The organism is Streptomyces sp. NPDC006365 (genome assembly GCF_042870755.1).
GTDB classification, from domain to species: domain Bacteria; phylum Actinomycetota; class Actinomycetes; order Streptomycetales; family Streptomycetaceae; genus Streptomyces; species Streptomyces xiangluensis.
Genome location: NZ_JBIAHS010000009.1, coordinates 254,201 through 275,751 on the forward strand (window position 1 = coordinate 254,201; position 21,551 = coordinate 275,751).

22 protein-coding genes and 2 pseudogenes are annotated in these 21,551 nt (G+C 68.6%); 13 read left to right on the plus strand and 11 right to left on the minus strand.

The features are described 5' to 3' along the window. The first annotated feature begins 114 nt into the window (after positions 1-114). The 4 genes from ACFYO0_RS25385 (at position 115) to ACFYO0_RS25400 (ending at position 3,113) form a co-directional block, all read left to right on the plus strand. Entirely contained in the window at positions 115-1,353 is a 1,239-nt protein-coding gene (locus ACFYO0_RS25385; RefSeq protein ID WP_388680068.1) for an ABC transporter substrate-binding protein, read from the plus strand. A gap of 191 nt (positions 1,354-1,544) precedes the next feature. Next, on the plus strand, positions 1,545-1,775 hold the full coding sequence (locus ACFYO0_RS25390) for a DUF3263 domain-containing protein (RefSeq protein ID WP_386354617.1): 231 nt from the start codon (positions 1,545-1,547) through the stop codon (positions 1,773-1,775). Positions 1,776-1,802: 27 nt separating this feature from the next. Further along, positions 1,803-2,666: a trehalose-phosphatase gene (gene otsB, locus ACFYO0_RS25395; protein WP_388680072.1), complete on the plus strand. Its 864-nt coding sequence runs from the start codon at positions 1,803-1,805 to the stop codon at positions 2,664-2,666. 120 nt (positions 2,667-2,786) lie between these two features. Next, positions 2,787-3,113: a peptidase inhibitor family I36 protein gene (locus tag ACFYO0_RS25400; RefSeq protein WP_388680075.1), complete on the plus strand. Its 327-nt coding sequence runs from the start codon at positions 2,787-2,789 to the stop codon at positions 3,111-3,113. 140 nt (positions 3,114-3,253) lie between these two features. Here ACFYO0_RS25400 and ACFYO0_RS25405 read toward each other — a convergent pair whose 3' ends face one another. Next, a complete protein-coding gene (locus ACFYO0_RS25405) occupies positions 3,254-4,237 on the minus strand; it encodes a CBM35 domain-containing protein (RefSeq protein WP_388680077.1) in 984 nt (327 codons plus the stop codon). Positions 4,238-4,356: 119 nt separating this feature from the next. Then, on the minus strand, positions 4,357-6,045 hold the full coding sequence (cdgB, locus tag ACFYO0_RS25410; RefSeq protein WP_388680080.1) for a diguanylate cyclase CdgB: 1,689 nt from the start codon (positions 6,043-6,045) through the stop codon (positions 4,357-4,359). A gap of 468 nt (positions 6,046-6,513) precedes the next feature. Here cdgB and ACFYO0_RS25415 point away from each other — a divergent pair, with 468 nt between their 5' ends. Further along, positions 6,514-7,089, plus strand: a complete 576-nt coding sequence (locus ACFYO0_RS25415; protein WP_388680083.1) for a flavin reductase family protein — start codon at positions 6,514-6,516, stop codon at positions 7,087-7,089. Positions 7,090-7,173: 84 nt separating this feature from the next. Here ACFYO0_RS25415 and arfB read toward each other — a convergent pair whose 3' ends face one another. Continuing rightward, complete coding sequence (gene arfB, locus ACFYO0_RS25420) at positions 7,174-7,605, minus strand: alternative ribosome rescue aminoacyl-tRNA hydrolase ArfB (RefSeq protein ID WP_386354598.1); 432 nt, start codon at positions 7,603-7,605, stop codon at positions 7,174-7,176. 204 nt (positions 7,606-7,809) lie between these two features. Between arfB and ACFYO0_RS25425 the strand changes: the two genes are divergently transcribed. Next, a complete protein-coding gene (locus tag ACFYO0_RS25425; RefSeq protein WP_386354595.1) occupies positions 7,810-8,385 on the plus strand; it encodes a TerD family protein in 576 nt (191 codons plus the stop codon). Positions 8,386-8,446: 61 nt separating this feature from the next. Here the strand turns inward: ACFYO0_RS25425 and ACFYO0_RS25430 are convergent, their stop codons facing one another. Together ACFYO0_RS25430 and ACFYO0_RS25435 are read right to left on the minus strand one after the other, a co-directional pair. After that, positions 8,447-8,590 (minus strand): hypothetical protein, encoded by a 144-nt coding sequence (locus ACFYO0_RS25430; protein ID WP_388680087.1) that lies wholly within the window; start codon positions 8,588-8,590, stop codon positions 8,447-8,449. Between the two features lie 61 nt (positions 8,591-8,651). After that, positions 8,652-9,896 (minus strand): PucR family transcriptional regulator, encoded by a 1,245-nt coding sequence (locus ACFYO0_RS25435; RefSeq protein WP_388680090.1) that lies wholly within the window; start codon positions 9,894-9,896, stop codon positions 8,652-8,654. A gap of 356 nt (positions 9,897-10,252) precedes the next feature. On the opposite strand from ACFYO0_RS25435, the gene ACFYO0_RS25440 reads away from it, so the two are divergent. Beyond that, positions 10,253-11,104, plus strand: coding sequence for a DUF4394 domain-containing protein (locus ACFYO0_RS25440; protein WP_388680093.1), 852 nt, complete (start codon positions 10,253-10,255; stop codon positions 11,102-11,104). 325 nt (positions 11,105-11,429) lie between these two features. On the opposite strand, the gene ACFYO0_RS25445 is transcribed toward ACFYO0_RS25440, so the two are convergent. Both ACFYO0_RS25445 and ACFYO0_RS25450 read right to left on the minus strand, forming a co-directional pair. Continuing rightward, positions 11,430-11,918 (minus strand): hypothetical protein, encoded by a 489-nt coding sequence (locus ACFYO0_RS25445; protein ID WP_388680095.1) that lies wholly within the window; start codon positions 11,916-11,918, stop codon positions 11,430-11,432. Between the two features lie 155 nt (positions 11,919-12,073). Further along, positions 12,074-12,142 (minus strand): annotated as a pseudogene (locus ACFYO0_RS25450) (DinB family protein); the annotation flags it as partial. Positions 12,143-12,222: 80 nt separating this feature from the next. On the opposite strand from ACFYO0_RS25450, the pseudogene ACFYO0_RS25455 reads away from it, so the two are divergent. Then, positions 12,223-12,681 (plus strand): annotated as a pseudogene (locus ACFYO0_RS25455) (NUDIX hydrolase); the annotation flags it as partial. Positions 12,682-12,720: 39 nt separating this feature from the next. Here ACFYO0_RS25455 and ACFYO0_RS25460 read toward each other — a convergent pair. Next, complete coding sequence (locus ACFYO0_RS25460) at positions 12,721-14,127, minus strand: M1 family metallopeptidase (protein ID WP_388680098.1); 1,407 nt, start codon at positions 14,125-14,127, stop codon at positions 12,721-12,723. Positions 14,128-14,240: 113 nt separating this feature from the next. Here ACFYO0_RS25460 and ACFYO0_RS25465 point away from each other — a divergent pair, with 113 nt between their 5' ends. Beyond that, positions 14,241-14,741: a hypothetical protein gene (locus ACFYO0_RS25465; RefSeq protein ID WP_388680101.1), complete on the plus strand. Its 501-nt coding sequence runs from the start codon at positions 14,241-14,243 to the stop codon at positions 14,739-14,741. Positions 14,742-14,758: 17 nt separating this feature from the next. Here ACFYO0_RS25465 and ACFYO0_RS25470 read toward each other — a convergent pair whose 3' ends face one another. Then, positions 14,759-15,940: an epoxide hydrolase family protein gene (locus ACFYO0_RS25470; RefSeq protein WP_388680103.1), complete on the minus strand. Its 1,182-nt coding sequence runs from the start codon at positions 15,938-15,940 to the stop codon at positions 14,759-14,761. A gap of 193 nt (positions 15,941-16,133) precedes the next feature. Between ACFYO0_RS25470 and ACFYO0_RS25475 the strand changes: the two genes are divergently transcribed. Next, positions 16,134-16,700: a CGNR zinc finger domain-containing protein gene (locus ACFYO0_RS25475; RefSeq protein WP_388680106.1), complete on the plus strand. Its 567-nt coding sequence runs from the start codon at positions 16,134-16,136 to the stop codon at positions 16,698-16,700. A 22-nt stretch (positions 16,701-16,722) separates the two neighbouring features. On the opposite strand, the gene ACFYO0_RS25480 is transcribed toward ACFYO0_RS25475, so the two are convergent. Then, positions 16,723-17,637: an RNA polymerase sigma-70 factor gene (locus tag ACFYO0_RS25480; RefSeq protein ID WP_388680384.1), complete on the minus strand. Its 915-nt coding sequence runs from the start codon at positions 17,635-17,637 to the stop codon at positions 16,723-16,725. A gap of 196 nt (positions 17,638-17,833) precedes the next feature. Here ACFYO0_RS25480 and ACFYO0_RS25485 point away from each other — a divergent pair, with 196 nt between their 5' ends. Further along, entirely contained in the window at positions 17,834-18,322 is a 489-nt protein-coding gene (locus ACFYO0_RS25485; RefSeq protein WP_388680109.1) for a carboxymuconolactone decarboxylase family protein, read from the plus strand. A gap of 109 nt (positions 18,323-18,431) precedes the next feature. Here ACFYO0_RS25485 and ACFYO0_RS25490 read toward each other — a convergent pair whose 3' ends face one another. Continuing rightward, complete coding sequence (locus tag ACFYO0_RS25490) at positions 18,432-19,118, minus strand: pentapeptide repeat-containing protein (RefSeq protein WP_388680110.1); 687 nt, start codon at positions 19,116-19,118, stop codon at positions 18,432-18,434. Between the two features lie 154 nt (positions 19,119-19,272). On the opposite strand from ACFYO0_RS25490, the gene ACFYO0_RS25495 reads away from it, so the two are divergent. Both ACFYO0_RS25495 and ACFYO0_RS25500 read left to right on the plus strand, forming a co-directional pair. Further along, positions 19,273-20,451, plus strand: coding sequence for an NAD(P)-binding protein (locus tag ACFYO0_RS25495; protein WP_388680112.1), 1,179 nt, complete (start codon positions 19,273-19,275; stop codon positions 20,449-20,451). A 54-nt stretch (positions 20,452-20,505) separates the two neighbouring features. Continuing rightward, on the plus strand, positions 20,506-21,516 hold the full coding sequence (locus ACFYO0_RS25500; RefSeq protein ID WP_388680114.1) for a zinc-binding dehydrogenase: 1,011 nt from the start codon (positions 20,506-20,508) through the stop codon (positions 21,514-21,516). Positions 21,517-21,551 lie beyond the last annotated feature (35 nt).

The following is a 21,551-nucleotide window of genomic DNA, read 5'->3' on the forward strand; positions in this document are numbered from 1 at the left end:
GTCCACTCGGGTATTGTAGACCTTGGCATTCCGGTTATCCGGCTTCAACTTCCGCGACGAGTACGACAGATGGGGAAAACAGCGGTGCGGCGACGAGTGACAGGTTTCATTTCGATGGTGTCCGCAATGGGCATGACGGCGGCACTCGGCGGCTGCTCCGGCGACACCGCGGCCACCCCGAACACCACGCTCAAGCTGGTGGCCGCCGACTACGGCGACTCCGAGGCGAACAGCTCCCAGAAGTACTGGGACAAGCTGGTCAAGGAATACGAGAAAAAGAACCCCGGCATAGAAGTCGACGTCAGCGTCTACTCCTGGAACGAGGTCGACGCCAAGGTCAAACAGATGGTCGCCGACGGGGAGGCGCCCGATATGGCGCAGATCGGCGCGTACGCCGACTACGCCGCGAAGGGGCAGCTGTACGAGGTCAACGAACTGCTCTCGATACCCGTCCAGGCCGACTTCGTCTCGAGACTCGCCGAGGCGGGCGAGGTGGGCCGGGTGCAGTACGGCATGCCGTTCGCCTCCTCGACGCGGCTGCTGTTCTACAACAAGGAGCTCTTCGACGAGGCCGGCCTCACCCCGCCGCAGAGCTGGAGTGAACTGGCCGCCGCTGCCAGCGCTCTGAAGTCCCGCGGTGTCGAGACGCCGTACGCGCTGCCCCTCGGACCCGAGGAGGCCCAGGCCGAGACCCTGATGTGGCTGCTGAGCGGCGGCGACGGGTACACCGGCACCGTGGGCTCGTACGGCCTCGACTCCGACGAGAACATCTCGACCTTCAACTGGCTCAAGAACGACCTGGTGGGCAAGGGCCTCACCGGGCCGACGCCGCCCGGCAAGCTCAACCGTGCCGACGCCTTCGAGGCGTTCACGCGCGGCGAGGTCGGGATGCTGAACGGTCACCCCTCGCTGATGCAGGCCGCCGAGAAGAAGGGCGTGGACTACGGCATGGTGCCGATGCCCGGCATCAACGGCAGGGCCAAGGCCACGATGGGTGTCGCCGACTGGATGATGGCGTTCAAGGAGAACGGCAACGGCGAGGAGATCGGTGAGTTCCTCGACTTCGTCTACAGCGAGAAGAACGTGCTCGAGTTCTCCCACGAGTACAACCTGCTGCCCGTGACCACGTCCGCCTCCGAGTCGATGGCCGAGGACAAGAACGACAAGGATCTCGACCCGTTCCTGTCCGAGCTTGAGAACGCCGAGCTGTATCCCGTCGCCAAGACGTCCTGGGCGCAGGTCAGCGCCGACATCAAGCAGCAGATCGGCAAGGCGGTGGGGCCGAATGCGCGGCCTGCTGCGGTTCTCGAGTCGCTGCAGCGGTCGGCCTCGGCGGCCGACGGCGCGGAGTAGCTCCGCTGGTTTTGCGCGGTGCCCAATGGCTTGGTGCTCGGTGCTCGGTGCTCGATGTCGTTTGGCGGGTGCGGGGTTTGTTGTGGCCGGTCACACAGTTCCCCGCGCCCCTAGGAGGCCTGCCGCCTCCATAGGAGCTGCGGCCCCTCGGGGCGGGGCAGGCTGACTGAGCCGGGTATACCGTGCGAGGCATGGCAGAAGAGCTCACCCCGCTGGAGCGTGACGTACTCGCACTGGAGCGGCGTGGCTGGGCTTCGCCCGGGGCCAAGGAGCGGGCCATACGGGAGGAGTTGGGAATGGGGCCGGTTCGGTACTACCAGTTGCTGAATGCCCTGCTCGATGCGCCGCGCGCTCTGGCCCATGACCCGGTGACCGTGAACCGGCTGCGTCGAATACGGGACGCTCGCCGGGCCGAGCGCTGACAGATCGCTGACGGATAGGGTCGCCGTATGGGCAGCCAAGCGGACCCCTCAAAGACCCCGACGCCATTGCCGACTCCTGCGACGCCGGCCGGACGTGACGGCCTCGACGCCATCCTCGCGCGACCAGAACGGACCGTACTCGCCTTCGACTTCGACGGCACCCTCGCCCCGATCGTCCCCGACCCCGAGCAGGCCCGCGCCCACCCCGACGCGGTGCCGGCGCTCGCCGGCCTCGCCCCGAAGGTCGCCTCCGTCGCCGTCGTCACCGGCCGCCCGGCCGATGTCGCGGTCCGCCACGGCGGCTTCGCGGACGTACCCGGCCTTGAACACCTGGTCGTCCTCGGCCACTACGGCGCCGAACGCTGGGACGCGGTCACCGGCACCGTCACGGCGCCCCCGCCCCACCCCGGCGTCGCCGCCGTCCGCGCCGAACTGCCCGGCGTCCTCGACCGTTCCGGCGCCTGGCAGGGCACCTGGATCGAGGAGAAGGGCCGCGCCGTCGCCGTCCACACCCGCCGCGCCTCGGACCCACAGACCGCCTTCGACGCCCTGCGCGAACCCCTCACCGACCTTGCCACCCGCCACGGCCTGGTCGTCGAACCGGGCCGTCTGGTCCTGGAGCTGCGCCCGCCGGGCATGGACAAGGGCGTAGCGCTCCGCGAGTACGTACGAGAGATCGACGCCGGGGCGGTGGCATATGCCGGCGACGACTTGGGCGACCTCCCCGCGTTCGCCGCGGTCGAGGAACTCCGCTCGAACGGCGTTCCCGGCCTGCTGGTGTGCAGCGGCAGCAACGAGGTGACGGAGCTGGAGAAGCGGGCGGACCTGGTGGTGGACGGCCCGGCGGGTGTCGTACGCCTGATGAGGGCGCTGACGGCATCGCTCGGCTGACCCCGCTCAGCCACTCGTTGTTGGTCCTGGTGGCTCGGCCACAATCCGGTTGTCCTTCCGCCTCAAGATCGGGAAGATGACGGACGACCGATCACGATCAACAAGGGGGAGCAACTCACCATGAGATTGCGCCTGTTCGCACTGGCCGGCGTCGCGCTTGCCGCCACGCTGCCGCTCACCACCGCCCAGTCGGCAACCGCCGCGACGAGGTGCGCGAGCGGATACGTCTGCACATGGACGAAGACCAACTTCGGCGGAGTGAAGCACTCGTACAACAAGTCGAACGGGTGTTACCCGCGCAGCGGCCGCTCGGTGTCCAACCAGACCGGCAAGCTCATCACGGTCTACAAGGACGCGTCCTGCTACGGCGCCCACTTCGACATCAAGACGGGTCACTACTCGGACAACACTCCCTGGCCGGTGAAGAGCATGGCCGTCTGGGGATGACGGTGACGCGCCCCGGGCCGTGACGCGGGGCGGGGAACCACAACAAACCGGGGTTCAAGACAGTTGGGGGGCCGCCGCTACCGGCGGCCCCCAACTGTGTCCGTTCCAGGAGGCTGTAGTGCTGACTCTTGAGCTCGCTACTACTTGAGCTCGCTCAGCGACAGCTGGTCGAGCACCGCGTCGCACTGGTTGCCCTCGGCGCAGGCGATCTCGATGACATTGGAGCCCTTGGTCAGGTTGACCGGGGCCCAGGTGGTCTGCCAGCCCTTCTCCCAGTCACCCTTCGGGGCCTGCTTCTCACCGATGAAGTTCTTCATGTTCAGCGGCGAGGTGTTCGCCTTGCCGTTGACCACGACGGTCGCGTTGGCGTCGACACCGGGGATGCCGTAGCGCACGTCCAGCCGGTAGGAGCCGGCCTTCTCGATGTCCTTGACGGTCCACACGACCTTGGCGCCGACCTTGTTGAAGCCCGTCACATAGACACCGCCGCCCGCCTTGGCGCCGTCGAACTGGGTGTCGATGGTCGTGCCGCCCTCCAGACGCAGGGCCTTCGCGTCGATCTTCGGCAGCTTCACATCCTCGTCCTGAGCAGGCTTCGAAGCCGACGCGCTCGGCTCGGTGCTCTGCCCCGCCGTCGGGGCCGGACCCGCCTCGTTGTCGCCGGAGTCCTCGTCGCCGTTGCCGCTGAGCATCGCGACGCCGATGCCGATCACGACGGCCGCGACCACGGCGATCGCACCGATCAGGAGACCCTTGGTGTTCGGACCACGGCCACGGCCGCCACCGCTACCGGCACCGCCGCTGCCCGGCAGGGGCGTACGGGTCGTGGACGCGCCGCCGGGGAACGTCTCCGGGGCCTGGTAGTGGGACTGACCGTACGTGCCCTGACCTTGCTGTGCCGGAGCCTGCGCGTACTGCGCGGTCGGGGCTGTCTGGGAAGCCTGGTGGGCCTGCTGGCCGTACTTGCGCTCGCCGACCGCCCGCACCCGGTTGACCGAACCGGGGTAGCCATAGCCGCCGCCTCCGTCGGGCGGCGTGGCTCCGGCGGCCTGACCGTCGGCGTACAGATAGCCGAACGGGTCGTCGTCCTCGGGCGTGCTCGCGCCGTTGTTGCCGGGCGTCATCCCTTGGTGCTCCTAGCGGGTGCGGGTCCAGATGCGATAGGTGAGTAGAAGGGCGAGCCTACCCGCTCCACAGGGCCCAAACGGGTGAATCAGCTCGCACACACCCACTGACCTGCGGCTCAGCCCGCACGCCGATGTGCTTTGGGACGAGACCGTTTCTCTACGTACATCCGCTCGTCAGCGGACTTCAACACTTCGTCCGCAGTCATCCCGCAATGTGCCCATCCGATGCCGAAGCTCGCACCGACCCGCATCGCGCGGCCGTCGACCCGGATCGGCTGGATGATCTCGTTGCGCAGCCGGACCGCGAGGTCCTGCGCGTCGGCTCGGCCGAGCCCGTCGGCGAGGACCACGAACTCGTCGCCGCCGAGCCGCGCGACCGTGTCCCCGTCCCGTACACCGCTGCCCAGCCGCCGCGCCACCTCGATCAGCACGGCGTCGCCGGCGTTGTGTCCGAAGCGGTCGTTGATCGACTTGAAGCCGTCGAGGTCGCAGAAGAGCACCGCGAGCCCCTTCGTGCCGTCGTCCGTCTCGCCCTGCGGGGCGACGGTGTGCACGTGATGGTCGTACGCGTCGAAGGCCTCGGGACCCGGCCGGAAGTCGAAACCGTGCCCGTCCGCGTCGTACGCGGGCACCAAGTCGCGCTCCCCGTACTCACCGTGCTGCGCATAGGCCGCGTCCAGCGTGTCCACCGGGCTGGGGGCCACGGACGCGGGGCGGCTGCACAGCCGGGCGGAGAGCCGGGCACGCAGTTCGGCGGAGTTCGGCAGTCCGGTGAGCGAGTCGTGCGAGGCGCGGTGGGCGAGCTGGAGCTCGCGGCGCTTGCGCTCCTCGATGTCCTCGACGTGGGTGAGCAGGAAGCGCGGCCCGTCGGTGGCGTCCGCGACCACGCTGTTGCGCAGGGACACCCAGACGTACGTCCCGTCGCGGCGCCCGAGCCGCAGTTCGGCGCGCCCGCCCTCCGCGGACGTGCGCAGCAGGGTGCCGATGTCCTCCGGGTGGACGAGGTCGGAGAAGGAGTAGCGGCGCATCGCGGATGCGGGGCGGCCGAGGAGGCGGCACAGCGCGTCGTTGGTCCGCAGGATGCGCCCGTGCTGGTCGCCGCCCATTTCGGCGATGGCCATGCCGGAGGGGGCGTACTCGAAGGCCTGGCGGAAGCTCTCCTCGCTGGCACGCAAGGCCTGCTGCTCCCGCTCCAAGCGGACGAGGGCGCGCTGCATGTTGGCCCTGAGCCGGGCGTTGCTGATCGCGATGGCGGCCTGGAACGCGTACATCTGCAGGGCCTCGCGCCCCCAGGCGCCGGGAAGCCGTCCGTTGCGCGGGCGGTCGACGGAGAGCACGCCGATCAGCTCACCGCAGGCGCCACCGGGCACGCCCGGCGTGTACATGGGCGCGAAGAGGCGGTCGGAGGGGTGCCACTCGTCCTCGAAGCGGGGCGCGGGGCCGTCGGTGTACCACTGGGGAACGTCGTCGTCGTCGAGGACCCAGCCCTCGGTGTGGGGTATGAAACGCAGGTCGCCCCAGGCCTCGCCCATGCTCAGCCGGCGCTCCCAGGAGGCACGGGAGCCGACGCGGCCGGTGATGAGCGCCTCGGCGGCGGAGTTGCCCGCGAAGGCGGCGACGACGAGGTCCCCGTCGGGGCGTACGAGATTGACGGCGGCGATTTCGTAACCCAGGCCCGTCACGACTCCGTCGGCGACGGTCTGCAGCGTGTCGGCCAGGCTGCGTGCCGTGTTCATGTCGGCCATGACCTGATGCAGCTGCCGCAGGGTCGCAAGACGGACGTACGGCTCCGACTCGGTCTCCATGCTCGCTCTCCCCGAGACCTCGACAGCAACTCCAGAGTTGTCCGGGCTTCTCGCCTGTCTTCTCGTCTGTACTGATCGACTACCGACTGTTGACTGGTCGCTTCCTGATCGCCTGGCCGATCCCTGGATCGCCTATCGATTACAGCGTCCCCGCCACTGAATCACAGCGCGCTGCCCACTCGGTACACAGGGTCAACAAAATATGGCCCTTGTGAGTCAAGTCACAGCCAAAGATGAGCAGTTGAGTAAAGTTTCTGCTTTTTCACCGTGCGTTTACCGAACGCGAATAAGTGGAGCCTGTGAGGTTACCGCACCAGGGACGATCGCCGGCCGGACGTCGGGGGCCGGACATAGGTCGGACTTCGGTGGCCGGACATCGGTCGGACATCGGTCGGACGGCGGTCCTAGGACCCGGCTCGGGCGCTGGTCCGATGCACGGACCGGAGGGAGGAGATTAGCGTCTTGTGCGTGCTGACGACTCCTCCTGCCCCACGCGCGCCCCTGACCCCCACCGCCGCCGGGCATGCTGATGGGGTGAGTGACGAAGAGTTCCGCGCCGCCATGTCCCGGCTGGCCGCGGGCGTGGTGCTGGTGACCGCGCACGAGCCCGCGCTGGATCCCGAAGGGCCGGGCGGTGAGGACGTCGGGATGACGGCTACCGCCTTCATGTCCGTGTCCCTGGACCCGCCCCTGGTCCTGGTCAGCCTGCGCGACGGCTCACGCATGGACGACCTGCTCGCCGAGCAGCCCCTGTGGGCGGTCTCGGTCCTCTCCGAGAGCCAACGCCATATCGCGGGCCGCTTCGCCATGAAGGGCCGTATCTCCGACCGCCTCCTCTTCGAGGACATTCCGTACGTACGCGGAGAGGCCTCCGGGGCGCTCCTCGTGGGCGGCGCCCTGGCGACCCTGGAGTGCAGGACCGAGCAGCGGGTGCCCGCGGGCGATCACACGCTGGTGATCGGGCGGGTGCTGACGGCGTCGGTGCCGAGTGCGGACGGGGGGCCGTTGGCGTACTTCAAGGGGCGGTACCGGCAGTTGGGGTGACTGAACCGGAGAAATCCGATCGCTCACGGTCCCGCCAGATCGCATGCGGTCCCGCCAGATCGCATGCGGTCCCGCGAGAGTCGCTTACGGTCCCCAATCGCGCCCGGAGCGACCGCGCTTGGTGTCGGACCGCTGCTTCTTCTGCCGCAGCCGGCGTTCGTTGATGCCACGGGGGATGCGGGTGGGCCGGCGGGGCTTGGGCGGCGGGGCGGTGGCTTCCGCGAGCAGGGCGGCGAGGCGGACGGCGGCTGTCTCGCGGTTGCGCCACTGGGAACGGTGTTCGGAGGCTCGTACGCTGATGACTCCGTCGACGAGCTTCGGGGCGAGCCGTTCGAGGGCGCGGGCCTTCCACACCTCGGGCAGGGCCTCCGTCTTCGCGAGGTCGAACCGCAGCTCCACCTGCGAGTCGCTCGTGTTGACATGCTGGCCACCGGGCCCCGAGGAGCGCGAGAAACGCCACGCCAGCTCGGCCTCGGGGAGCGAGACGGAGCCGCGGATGACGTAGGGACCAGGCATGGCTCCATGGTCGCGCGTGTGTCCGGTCCACGTCACGCGCTTTTTCCAGGGCCCTGGGCCTCTCGGGTAAAGAAAGTAAAGTGGGCGGAACCTGGGGGACCCCCCGCGACGTTCATAGAAGTGACGGTAGCTTCGTCCCCGTACGAAGCACTGAGTTCAACGCACCGCACTTGTCGTACGTCAACGAGGGAAGGACTCCCAACAATGGCTGTAAGCCTGTCCAAGGGTGGCAACGTCTCGCTCACCAAGGAGGCTCCGGGCCTGACCGCTGTCACCGTGGGCCTCGGCTGGGACGTCCGCACCACCACCGGTACCGACTTCGACCTGGACGCCTCCGCCATCGCGGTCAACCCCGAGGGCAAGGTCTACTCCGACGGTCACTTCGTCTTCTTCAACAACAAGCAGACCCCGGACCAGACCATCGTCCACACCGGCGACAACCGCACCGGCGAGGGCGCGGGCGACGACGAGGCGATCAACGTCAACCTAGCGGGCCTCCCCGCCGATGTCGACAAGATCGTCTTCCCGGTCTCCATCTACGACGCCGAGACCCGCTCCCAGAACTTCGGCCAGGTCCGCAACGCCTACATCCGCATCATCAACCAGGCCGGCGGCACGGAGATCGCCCGCTACGACCTCTCGGAAGACGCCGCCACGGAGACCGCCATGGTCTTCGGCGAGCTCTACCGCAACGGCGCCGAGTGGAAGTTCCGCGCGGTGGGCCAGGGCTACGCCTCGGGCCTCGTGGGGATCGCCCAGGACTTCGGCGTGAGCGTCTGAGGTTCGCCTGCCTGCTGACAGAGCCCCTGGCCGTGCGAGTACGGCTGGGGGCTCTGGCGCCTCAACTGGCTTTCCCTGTCCAGCCCGAGCCGAGCAGCAGCGCCAGCAGCACACGGCCCGCGAGGGCTTCGGGCCACGCCCGGTCGAGGTAGAAGCCCAGCGATACATCGCCACCCCAACTCGGCTGGTCCGCAGCAGAGTTCACGAGTAGCGCGAGACGCGCGGTATCACACTCGGCGGCCACCGGTCCGACGCGTCCGACGCCTTCAGTGCCACGCTCCCGACAGGTGCCGGGTGACGACGGCACTGAGCGCGCGCACGCCCCGTGTCGAGCCAGGGTTGATACCCGTGAGCTCGCGGACCCGGCGCAGGCGGTAGTCCAGGGTGCGGGTGTGGACGTTGAGCGCGGTCGCCGTGGCACCGCGGTGCATGTCGTGGCGGTAGTACGCGTCGAGGGTGGCGAGGAGGTCGGGGCCGGTCTCCAGACGACGGGTCATCGTGCGGAGCCAGTCGTCGACGAACGGCACGTCCGCGACGGCGAGTTCGACGAACACATCTGCCAGGGTGTACGGCCGCAGGCGGGCGGACGCCCGGCACAGCGGGGCTGCTCGACTGATCCGCCGGGAGCGGTCCAGAGCGTCGGCCAGTTCCGGCAGCGGTGCGGTGGCCGTGCCGACGGCGCAGGGGCGGCCGAGGGCGCGGGCGAAGTCCCGTACGAGATCCGGCAGGTGGTCGGGAGTGAGGTCCGGCAAGAGGTCGGGAACAACGTGCGGCGGTGCATCTTCCGCTGCCGCGGCGCCGGAGGACAGAGGAAACAGGGCGATCAGCTCACCGCTCCCGTCGCCGCCCTCCGGTCCCCACATGACCGGCGCCCGGTGGCTCTTCACCAGCATCCCGATCTCGTTTTCCAGAAAAGGATCGATGGTGGGCCGATCCGGAAGCCGGAACACCGTCACCGCGCAGTGATCCGGCAGTTCCATGTCGACGGCCTCGGCGAGTTCTGCCGAAATCGGATCTGCGTTCAGCAATGACCGGGCCAGCAGGGCGACCTGCTCGGTATAAGGAATTCGGCGGCGCAGTACGCGCACGAATCCCTGGCGGTAGGCACCGATGCCGCGTTCGCCCTGCGGGGCGAACCAGGTCATCATGCGCATGAGTTCGTCGACACTGCCGCCGCGCTGGGCCTCGCTCGCCTCGTTGATCTCACGCAGCATGAGCTCGGTGTGCACGCGCAGCACCCGCTGGCGCGCGTCGAGCGACATCCCGGCACCTGCCCGCAGCTCGCCCATCGACGCGATGTAGCCGAGATCGTCTCCGCTCAACTCACTGTTGTCCGGCGACAGTTCGACGGTACGACGCCGGAGCCACATCGAGTGTTCCAGCGTCTCGGCCCATGCCCGGGGGTCCCTGTCCAGGAACCCGAACTCCGGGATCTCACGTGTGTATGTCTCGACCTCACGGCGGGCGTTGGTCGACGCCTGCCGGGCCAGCTCGGCGAAGAGGTTCCCCATGAACGCGAGCATGTCATTCAGGACGAACGGCCGACAGACGAGATCCGGACGGCGTTCATCACTCCGCACAAAACGGCGGCAAGTATACCGACAGGGCTTTTGTCACAGTGCGCAAAATTCCCGGATCGGGGCGTTCTCGTCAACACTTCCGCTTGTGGAGGAGGTGTGAAGCGTCCTTAATGAGAACCGCGTACACGCCCGTAGGGGGAACGCCGACGGAATCATTTCGGCGACTCCGGCATGACTGCGGTAATCAGTACGGGCGGGAGCAGGGGAATTCTCAGCCAGGCGCCTCACATGGCGCTCGCCCATACGGGAGGGAAACTTCGATGAAAACAGGCACGAGAAAGAGAATCATGGCGGCAGTCGCGGTCGTGGTCACGTCGACGGCGCTCATGCTGGGCACACCGGGCACCGGCTCGGCCGCCGCCACCGCCGCCACGCCCAGCCTGCGCGCGTTCGGGATCACCGGCGACGGCACCCTGATGGCCACGTTCACCACCGACCGGCCGCAGGTGCTCGACTGGGTCAGGGCCGTCACCGGCCTCAGCGGCGACACCGGTCTGATCGGGATCGACTTCCGGGTGCAGGACGGCCTGATGTACGGCGTCGGCAACAAGGGCGGCATCTACACGATCAAACTCCCGTCGGGCACCATGGACGTCGTGGTCACCAAGGTGTCCCAGCTCCAGTACGCGCTGAACGGCGCGAACTTCGGCGTGGACTTCAACCCGGCGGCCGACCGCCTGCGCGTGATCAGCGACAACGGCCAGAACCTGCGGCACAACCTCAACGACCACAGCACCATCCAGGACCTGAACCTCACCACCCCGCCGATCGAGGGCACGACCAAGGGTGTCTCGGCCGCCGCCTACACGAACAACGACCTCAACGCGTCCACCGCGACCACACTGGTCGACATCAACACGACCAGCGACCAGGTCGTCCTCCAGTCCCCGGCGAACAACGGCACGCTCGCCCCGACCGGCAGCCTCGGCATCAACGCCGGAATCAACGCCGGCATGGACATCTACAGCACCCTGTCCGGCGGGAAGACGGTCGACAACGCCGCCTTCGCCTCCCTCGCCCCGTCCGGCGCCGGCACCCCCTCGCTGTACAGCATCAACGTCTTCACCGGCCAGGCCACATCCATCGGCCAGTTCCCGCTGAACATCACGGACCTCGCCATCTCCCTCACCGGATCCTGATCCCCGGCCGTATCCGGCCCTCGCCGCGGCCCGGCCACCGCCGGACCGCGGCGAACCGCGCCACCGTCGACGGCTGGTTTCACGCATGAGACCGACGCAGAACTAAAGCGGACTTTGCGTTTTCTGCGCCTCAGGCCGTGGCTGCGCCCAGCGGCGCGACTCGGACGCGGCGAGATGGCTGGAGACGTGACCGCCCCACCAAGCCGGCGTGGACACGAACAGTAGGGCCCCGGGCGTGCGCCCGGGGCCGTCGCGGTCTCTCCGTACCGGATCTCGTACTCGTCCTTGCCTGGCCGCGGTGCGACCGGGTCCCCCTTCTTCGGGCTCACTCGCCGGGAACCTCCGGGGGCTCAACGGGGCCGAGATCCTCGCCGGCCGGAGTGGTGAGCTCGCGGTGCAGATGCTTGTCGGCATGGATGAGTGCGGTCGACTTCCATGCGGCGATGACCGGGGCGAGCAGGCTGATGTTGTCGAGGTCGACAGCTGCGCGCGCGGTTTCTACGAAGTCGACAAGGAACTCACGGACGGCTGCTTCGGGCAGGAACCTCACCCAGGGGAAAGCCTCCGGGAAGACGCGCGTGAGGATCTTCACCGCCTGCGGGTCGCTCTTCATCATGGCAACGAAGATGCGGGTGGTGGAGTCGACGACGTGCACAGCGTCTTCGGCCTGAGCCGCGGTGGTGAGGTAGAGGTCTTCGTCGTCTCGGCGGTGCAGGCGTATACCTCTGCTCGTGCTCCCCTGCATGCGGGCGACGGTGTCCTTGGGCTTCTGGATCAACTCCGAGAAGTTCGCTTCAACCGGCGTGGTGGTCATGACTTCAAAGGTACTTCAGAAGTCTGGCCAACGCCAGACAGTGTGCCGAGGCCGGTGTGGCACGGCGAAGGGCCCCAAGCGCAGTTCGCCGGACGTGCAGGCCGTGCCGGAACGGCGGACACGTCTGGTTCAGATTCGGCCCGGCATGACGCGCCCTCGGGCTCCAGCCACTCCAGGTGGTACTCGAAGAGCGACCAGGTCAGCTCGAACTGCCGGCGCAGCAGCTCACATCGGGATACGTTCTCGGTCGCACCCGGCCACGATCGACCAGGACAGGTTCTAACCTGCGGGCATGTCCCTCGAACCGCGCACCCCACGTCCGGCCGCCCGTATCGCCGTACTCGACCCGGAGGCCTCCGTCTTCCTCTTCCGGTACGACAACGATGAGGTCGGCATCCACTGGGCCATGCCCGGCGGCGGTCTCGAACCCGGCGAGAGCCCACGCGAGGGCGCCCTGCGGGAACTCCGCGAGGAGACCGGCTGGACCGACATCACCCCCGGGCCCCTGCTGTGCACCTGGGAGCACGACTTCACGCGCATGGATGTCCCCGTCCGTCAGCACGAGCACATCTACGTGGCGTACGGGCCGCGCCGCGAGCCGGACGGCGGCGACCACTTCCGCGCCTTGCGCAGCGAGGAGGGCATGCTGGGCTGGAAGTGGTGGACCCGGAAGGAGTTGGCCGACGCAGCGGAGTCCGTGTGGCCGCCTGAACTACCGTGGCTGCTCGCGGAGTTGGACGGGCTGGACGGGCGTGAGGCGTGACGAACGGGGTCGCAGGGGCGGAGCCCTGACGCGGTGCGCTCAGGCCTGGTCCGGCTTTCCTTTCCCGTACAGCCAGTCGTCCCAGATCGCGCTGAAGTCCTTGTCCGGTGCCTGCTGTTCCACGTACGCCGTGAAGTCGGATGTGTTCGCGTTGCCGTGGCGGTGGGTGGTCGGCCAGCCCCGGAGGATGTCGTGGAAGGTGGCGTCGCCGGTCGTTTCGCGGATCTTGTGGAGGACCATGGCGCCGCGCTGGTAGACGGGGTCGTCGGAGATGTGCGCGGCGCTCGTCGGGCTCGCGGGCGGGAAGGACCACAGGTCCTCGTAGGTGTCCTCGCCGTGGTCGTACAGCGCGTCGAAGGTTTCCTGTGCCGTGTCGCCGCCGTGGTCCTCCTGCCAGAGCCACTCCGCGTACGTCGCGAAGCCCTCGTTGAGCCACATGTCGCGCCAGGTCGCGGGGGTGACGGAGTTGCCGTACCACTGGTGGGCCAGTTCGTGGACGAGGAGGGCGGTGTCGGGGACGCCGGGGAAGACGGGGCGGGTCTGGGTCTCCAGGGCGTAGCCCGCGTCGTTCGCGCGGTCGACGATCGCGCCGGTGGAGGAGAAGGGGTACGGGCCGAAGTTCCGCTCCGTCCACCGCATGATCTCGGGGATACGGGCGAGGACCTTGGCGCTCGCCTTCGACTGGTCGGGGTCGACGGCCACGTACACCGGCAGGCCGTTCGCGGTCTTCGAGCGGCGCGTGTCGTACTCGCCGATCGCGACCGTCGTCACATACGACGCCATCGGCTCCCCGACGTGCCAGGCGAACACCGAACGGCCCTGCTTCGTCTCCTCGCGCCTCAACTCGCCGTTGGACACCGCCTTCAGGCCCTCGGGAACGGTGACCGTGATGTCGTACGTGGCCTTGTCGCTCGGGTGGTGGTTGCCGGGGAACCAGGCCATCGAGCCGGTGGGCTCGCCGAGTGCGAGGGCGCCGTCCGCCGTTCTCAGCCAGCCCTCCCGTGAACCGTCCGGGTCGGTGATCGTGTCGGGGGTGCCGGAGTAGTGGACGGTGGTGCGGAAGGTTTTCTTCCTGTCGAGGTCGTCGGGCGGGTGGATGGTCAGCTCGTGGTCGCCACTGTGGTGGAAGCGGGCGGGCGCGTCGTCCACTTCGGCCGCGGAGACCTTCATGCCCTTGAGGTCGAGGTTGAACTCGCTGAGGTTCTGCTTCGCCCGCGCGTCGATCTCCGCGGTTCCCGTCAGGCGGCGCGAGGTGGGGTCGTATGCGAGGGTCAGGGCGTAGTGGGTGACGTCGTAGCCGCCGTTGCCCGCCTTCGGGAAGTACGGGTCCCTTACGCCGGGGGCGCCGGTCGTGTCCCGCGCGTTGCCGGCGTCGCACGCGGTCAGGGTGAGCGCGAGGGCCAGGGTGGACGCGACGGCCGGTACGAATCGGGCAGGGCGGGGCACATTCGCGATCCTAGAGGGATCGGGGCGGAGGGGCAGGGCCGAGACCGGGGCTGGGATCGGGGCTGGGATCGGGGCACGTCAGGGCCCCACGCGAGCGTGACACCATCACATACGTGCTCGACATCGGCTACGCCCTCTCCTCCCGTTTCCCGGATCCTCCACAGACCGACTACCGCCGCGCGGACGTCCGCGCCCTGCGGCACGATCTGTTCTGCGGCGACGTCTATCTCGCCGACACCAAGGCGGACCGGGAACTGTCCACAGCCTGGGGATGGGTGCCGGTGCTCGACTTCGCGTGGGCGCTGTGCGACATCGTGGAGCGGATCGACCGGGATCCGGCGGGCTCGCGGGCCTCGCGCCCGCAGCGGGCCGAGCTGGACTTCACCGAGTCGACCGACCGGATGCTCTTCGAGCGGCGCTTCGGGTGGGTGGACATCGAAGCCGACTGGATGCCGGTGGAGGAGCCTGCGCTGACTTTTTCGCATGCCGAACTCCGGCGCGAGGCGCGGGACTTCTTGCACGACCTGATCGCCGACCTGTGCGATATGCATGACGAGCTCGCGGAGAACCCGGCGATCTGGACCCTCCAAGCCCGTTTCCCGAGGGTGCGCTGAACGGGGTGGGGTGCGCGTCATGACCAACTGCCGCTGGTGGCCAGCACTGCCGCGAGGCCCTCTTGCAGATCCTTGACGAAATACTCGGGAACCTCCAGCGACGGGAAATGTCCCCCGGTTTCGGGCGACCTCCATCGGACGATCTGTCGGTACCGCTCCTGTGCCCAGGCGCGCGGACACTTCTCGATGTCGCGGGGATACATACTGATTGCTGACGGGACGTCGACCCGAAGTTCGGGGTCGAGCGAGTTGTGGCTTTCGTAGTAGATGCGGGCTGACGATGCGCCGGTCCTGGTCAGCCAATACAGGGTGACGTTGTCAAGGACGCTGTCTCTGGAGATCGTCTCGAACGGGCTGTCTTCGGTATCCGTCCACTCAGCGAACTTGTCAAGGATCCAGGCGAGAAGACCGACTGGTGAGTCGACGAGCGAGTAGCCGATGGTCTGCGGTCGGGTCGCCTGCTGCTTCGCGTACGCCGCGTGGTGGCGCCAGAAATCGCGGGTTTCCTCGGTCCATTTGCGCTCGGCCGCCGTCAGCCCGTCCGTTGTCAACCCGGGCGGTGCCTGCGCGAGCGTTGTGTGGATGCCGAGAACGTGCTCCGGGAACCTGCCGCCGAGGATCGCGGTGATCACACCTCCCCAGTCGCCGCCGTGGGCTGCGAACTTGCTGTAGCCGAGCCTTCCCATCAGTTTCACCCAGGCGGCCGCGATCTTTTCGGTTCCCCACCCGGTGGTGGCCGGCTTGTCGCTGTAACCAAAACCTGGCAGCGACGGGACTACGACGTGGAACGCTGGTGCGTCTGCGTTTTTCGGATCTGCCAGTTCGTCTATTACATGGGTGAACTCGGCAATGCTGCCTGGCCAGCCGTGCGTCAAGATCAGAGGAGTGGCGTCTGCGCGGGTGGATCGGCGGTGCAGGAAGTGGATTCCCAGATCGTCAATGGTCGTGCGGAACTGGCCGATCTGGTTGAGGCGCGTTTCGAACGACCGCCAGTTGTACCCGGTGCGCCAGTAGTTCACGACGTCCACGAGGTCGGTGAGAGGAACGCCCTGATCCCATCGGCGCGGGTCGGGCGCGGCGCGATGGACCGTCTCAGCTTCCGGCAGCCGTGCTGCGGCCAGTCGCGCGCGCAGGTCGTCGAGGTCAGTGTCGGTTGCGTGGGCTTCGAATGCTTGCACGTCGCTGGTTTGACGGCTCATGAGATGCCCCCGCCGGGGTGAGCTGACGTGGTGACAACGCCACGATCAATGGCGGCCGCAGCGTCGGTGACGCACCAGGGTGTGGACATGAGACCTCCTGGTCATCGGTGGAACCGGCTCGGGATCTGTCGGAACCGGCTAAGACGGTTCTAGCAGGCCTCGATGTCGGCGTGCAACCAGCTAAGGTGGTTCCATGAGTGCTCGGTTCCCTGACTTCCGTCTCGGCAAGGTGCTGGCGACCAGCTTCACGGGAACCCTGTCGGAGCGTCAGGGCGACCCAGTGGAGCGCATCCCCACGCCGAACCGACTCGTCGACTGGCTGGCGGTGAGTGGCCTCGCCGTGGAGTCCTGCACCACCGCCCAGCTCGAACGCGCTTGGGAGCTGAGGGAATCAATCCACGCCGCCGCGACAGCGGCCGCGCGCCGAGACCCTCTCCCTGTGTCTGCTGTCCAGGTCATCAATGAATGCAGCACTCAGGGCCGGGCCGCGGCTATCTTGACGCCCGAGGGCAATCGGCAATGGCGACTCGGCTCGGCTTCCTCCGTGGAGGATGCCCTAGGCGTTATCGCCGCCGACGCGATCAGCATCCTCGCGGGCGAACGAGACGGAAAATTGGCCTTGTGCGCATCGCCAACCTGCCAAGCCGCCTTCTTCGACACCAGCCAAAGTCGCACCCGCAAATGGTGCGAGATGAACACGTGCGGGAATCGCCAGAAGAAGGCGCGCTTCAATGCCTCCAAGCACGAAAACGCGGGGTAGAGATCAGAACCGAGAACACGTCCTAGCGGCGCAAGGTGGTCTCCCGCTCCAGATGCGACAGCTTCTCGGGATTGCGCACGGCGTAGAGCCCGGTGATGAGGCCGTCGTCGATGCGCATCGCCATGACGGTGTCGATCTCGCCGCCCAGCCGGACGATCAGCGCCGGGTCGCCGTTGACCTGTGTCGGCTGCAGCGACATCGCGGCGGCGATCCTGCCCAGCACGTGGGCCACCTGGTCGGCCCCCACGACGGGCGCCAGTGCGGCCTGCACGACTCCGCCGCCGTCGGTCAGCAGGACGACGTCCGGCGCGAGGATGTCGAGCAGGCGTTGCAGGTCGCCCGTTTCGACCGCCCGCTGGAACGCCTCGACGGTGCGGCGAGTCTCGGCAGCGGACGTGACCCCTCGCGGTCGGCGCGCGGCGACATGGGCCCGTGCCCGGTGGGCGATCTGACGGACCGCGGCCGGGCTCTTGTCGATGGCCTCGGCGATCTCGTCGTACCCGAGGTCGAACACGTCGCGCAGTACGAACACCGCCCGTTCGGTCGGGGTGAGGGTCTCCAGGACCAGCAGCATCGCCATCGAGACGCTGTCGGCCAACTCGACGTCCTCGGCCACGTCGGGCGCGGTCAGCAGCGGCTCGGGCAGCCAGGGGCCGACGTAGGACTCCTTGCGCCGGCCGAGCGTACGCAGATGGCTGAGCGCCTGCCGGGTGGTGATCCGGACCAGGTACGCACGCTGGTCCCGCACGGTGTCGAGCTCGACGCCCACCCACCGCAACCAGGTCTCCTGCAGGACGTCCTCGGCGTCCGCGGCCGAACCGAGCATCTCGTAGGCGACGGTGAACAACAGGTTGCGGTGGGCGACGAACGTCTGGGTGCTGTCCATGCGGTCGCCACGAGCGACCGGCTCGGATGTGTCCCTTGTCCGGTCGCTCATAGTTCGGTCGTCCATGGCCGGCTCCTGCCCGTTCGCTCTCGACTGCGCCGTACACCAGACGCCGGCCCTCACTGCTTTGTGACAGCCACCATCGGTGACGCACGCCACATCACCGTGCCGTCACAAGGATCGGGCCGTCGGCATCTTGTGCTCGTCCAGTGCAGGAGCACGCAACTCCACGAGTGAGGACGACGTCATGGAACCCCGTTTCAACCTGTTCGACAGCCCGACCGCCGCGAAGGTCGCCAAGCGGTTCTACAACACATCGTTGGCCCTGGAGGGGTCGACGCTGCCGAAGGCCCTGCGGGAACTGGTGGAGCTGCGGGTCAGCCAGATCAACGGCTGCGGTTTCTGCGTCGACGTGCACACGAAGGAGGCCGTGGCCGCCGGTGAGACCGCGCTGCGGCTCAACCTGGTCGCCGCCTGGCGGCACAGCACGGTGTTCACCGAGGCCGAGCGGGCCGCACTGGCGCTCGCCGAGGAAGGCACCCGGCTCAGCGACCACGGCGTGTCCGACGAGACCTGGGCCGAGGTGCGCAAGCACTTCGACGATGACCAGGTCGGTGCGCTGGTCTGCCTGGTCTCCCTGATCAACGCTGCCACCCGGATGAACGTGATCGTGCACAACCCGGGGGGCTCGTACGAGCCCGGCATGTTCGCCAGTACGTCGAGTACGTCGAGCTGACCGGCAGGCGAAACGCGGCCCGTCCCAGGATCGTTCGATCCGGGCCGGGCCCGCGCATGCCACGGACGACACGGCTTCGCACACCCACCCACGAACCGAACGCAGCCGCTCAACCCTCGGCGACCACCCGAACCCCCATCTCCGCCGCCAACACCGGCGCCAGATCCAGCAGTTGCGCCGGACTGATCACCGCCCCCGCCAAGCGGTCGACCCCTCGCGCGATGTCCACCTCGGCCGCCCCCCGAAGGTCCACGTCCGTCAGCGTCGCCGCGCTGAAGTCCACCCTCTTCAGTGCGCAGTCGACGAACTCCACCCGTTCGAGCTGTGCGCCCCCGAAGTCCGGCTCCACCAGCACGCAGCCCTCGAAGACGACGTCCCGGAGCCGGCCCTTGCGCAGGTTCAGGTAGTCGATCTTGCCGCCGCGGATCAGTACCCGTTCCATTACGGCACCGTGCAGTTGGACGCCGCCCAGTCGCGCGTCCACCAGCTCCACATCACGGAGGGTGACCTCGGCCAGATCGGTGCCGACGCCCCGTATCCCCGTGAGGACGGAGTCCATCACGCGGGCGTGGCGCAGCCGGGTCTCGTCCAGTGCGCACCCTGTCAGCGCGCAGTCCATGAAGCGGGCGCCCGCGCCGTCCTGCCCGGCGAAGTCCGCCTCCCGGAACTCCAGGCCGTCATAGTCCCCGTCGGGCTCCAGCTCGCCGCCTCCGTACGGCACAAGCGGCGGTAGCCGCACCTCGGGACGCCGTGCCCTCTTGACCGCCGTCTTCTCATCCGTCGCCCGCCTCACCATGCGCCCCATCCTGCACCCCACCACTGACAAACCCCTTGACCTGCGTAAACGCCCGCGATGTCACACATCGGGCCCCTCAACGAGTCATACCTACGAGCTACGCACCCGCGCGCACCCACACGCACGCACCGGACCAGTAGGGAGACCCCCAGCCATGCACCGCATCACCGTCGTCGGCGGCGGCTTCGCCGGCCTGACCGCGGCCATCACCGCCGCCGAGGCGGGCGCCAAGGTCACCGTTCACGAGGCCCACCACACCCTCGGCGGCCGCGCCCGCACCGCGGAGGGGCCGTACAAGACGAACGAAGGCCCGCACGCCCTCTACAAGGGAGGCCCCCACTGGACCTGGCTCAAACAACGCGGCCTGATCGGCGAACTCGCCCCGCTCCCACCCCTGGAAGCGGCCCGACTGCGCCTCCGCCACAAGGGCACCCTCCGCCGCACCCCGCCCTTCTCGATGCTCAAGCTGCTCCGCCGTACGGCCCAACAGGCGCCCGTAGACGTCGACTTCAGGACGTGGGCCACCGGCATCGCCGGAGAAGAGGGTGCGAACGCAGCCGCGTACTACTCCGCCGTCGCCCTCTTCCACCACGACCCGGGCGCCCTCTCCGCCGCCTTCGTGCAGGAACGGCTACGGCGCGCCACGAAGCTGCCCCCGGAGGCGCACTACCCGCGCGGCGGCTGGGCCGGCGTCATCGACCGCATGGCGGCCCGCGCCTGGAACCTGGGCGTGCGCATGGAGACCCTCTCCCGCGTCGACAGCCTCGACGAGCACGGCAGGCACGGGCCCGTCATCGTCGCCACCTCCCTCGACGCCGCCCGCCGTCTCCTCCGCGACGAGTCGCTGAGCTGGACGAGCGGTCGTACGGCGCTGATCGATCTGGCCGTACGGACCCGCCGGGGCGACGCGTTCGCCGTGTCCGACCTGGACGCGGCGGGCTGGATCGAGCGGTTCACCGCCCAGGACCGTACGCTCGCCCCGGCCGGCGAACAGCTCATCCAGGGGCAGATCCCGATCGCGCCCCACGAGCCGCGGGCCGTCGGCATCGCCCGCGCCGAGGAACTTCTCGACCTCGCCTTCCCGGGCTGGCGCGAGCGCGTGACCTGGCGCAGCGAGACCATCGCCAAAGGACGTACCGGCGCCGTGGACTTCCCCGGCACCAGCTGGCGCGACCGTCCCGCCGTCGACCGCGGCGACGGCGTCTACCTCGCGGGCGACCAGGTCGCGGCGCCCGGCGTGCTCTCCGAAGTGTCCTTCAACAGCGCCCTGACGGCCGTGTCCCTCGCCTTCGACATCCCGCGCAGGGCAGGGCTTGACCTCAAGCAAGCTTGAGGTCCGAGGGTGGAGGGCACGAGCACCACAGCTCACGAACCCGAGGAGCCCTTCATGCACGCCATCCGCCTGCACACCTTCGGCCCGGCCGAGAACCTCACGTATGAGCCGGTCGAGGACCCTGCACCGGGCCCCGGCCAGGTCCGTATCGCCGTCGCCGCGGCAGGCGTCCACCTCCTCGACACCGCGATCCGCGAGGGCATGCAGGGGCCACTGCCTGAGCTGCCCGCCCTGCCCACCATCCCCGGTCGCGAAGTCGCCGGCACCGTCGAATCCCTCGGCGAGGGCGTCGCGGGGCTCTGGCTGGGCAAGCGGGTCGTGGTGCATCTGGGCTTCGCCCTGGGGGTCCCCCCAGGCTCTTCAAGCACTGGGGGAGGATACGCCGAACTGGCGGTCGCCGACACCGACCGCCTCCATGAGATCCCGGAGAACCTGGACTTCGCGCAGGCCGTCGCCATGATCGGCACGGGGCGTACGACGATGGGGATCCTCCGGTTCGCAGAGCTCGGCCCCTCCTCCGTGGCCGTGATCCCGGCCGCCGCGGGCGGCATCGGCACCCTCCTCGTGCAGTACGCCAAGCACGCCGGCGCCACCGTGATCGGCCTCGCCGGCGGCCCGGAGAAGGTGGCCCGCGTCGAGAAGAACGGCGCCGATCTCGCGGTCGACTACAAGGACCCGGAGTGGCCCGACCAGGTCAAGTACTTCCTCTGGGGCCGCAAAGCCACGGTGGTCTTCGACGGCGTAGGAGGCGAGGTGGCCCGTACCGCCGTCGGCTTCCTCGGCCCCGGCGGCAAGCACATCGTCTTCGGCTGGTCCGGCGAGGGCCTGCACGACGGCAGCCCGCTCGTCGTCGAGGGCGTGTCCGAGCAGGTCCTCGGCCCGGTGATGATGCAGAAGGCGGGCGGCCCCAACCCCGTACGCACCCTGGAGCTCCGCGCCCTCGCCGAGGCCGCCGCCGGCCGCCTCACCCCGGCCGTCCAGCGCTTCCCCCTCGCCGAGGCGGCAGCCGCCCACCGCGCGCTGGAGAACCGGGGGACGATCGGCAAGGTGGTCCTGGAGCCGTGAAGTAACCGATCCCACTTCGGACTCCGGAGGAGACA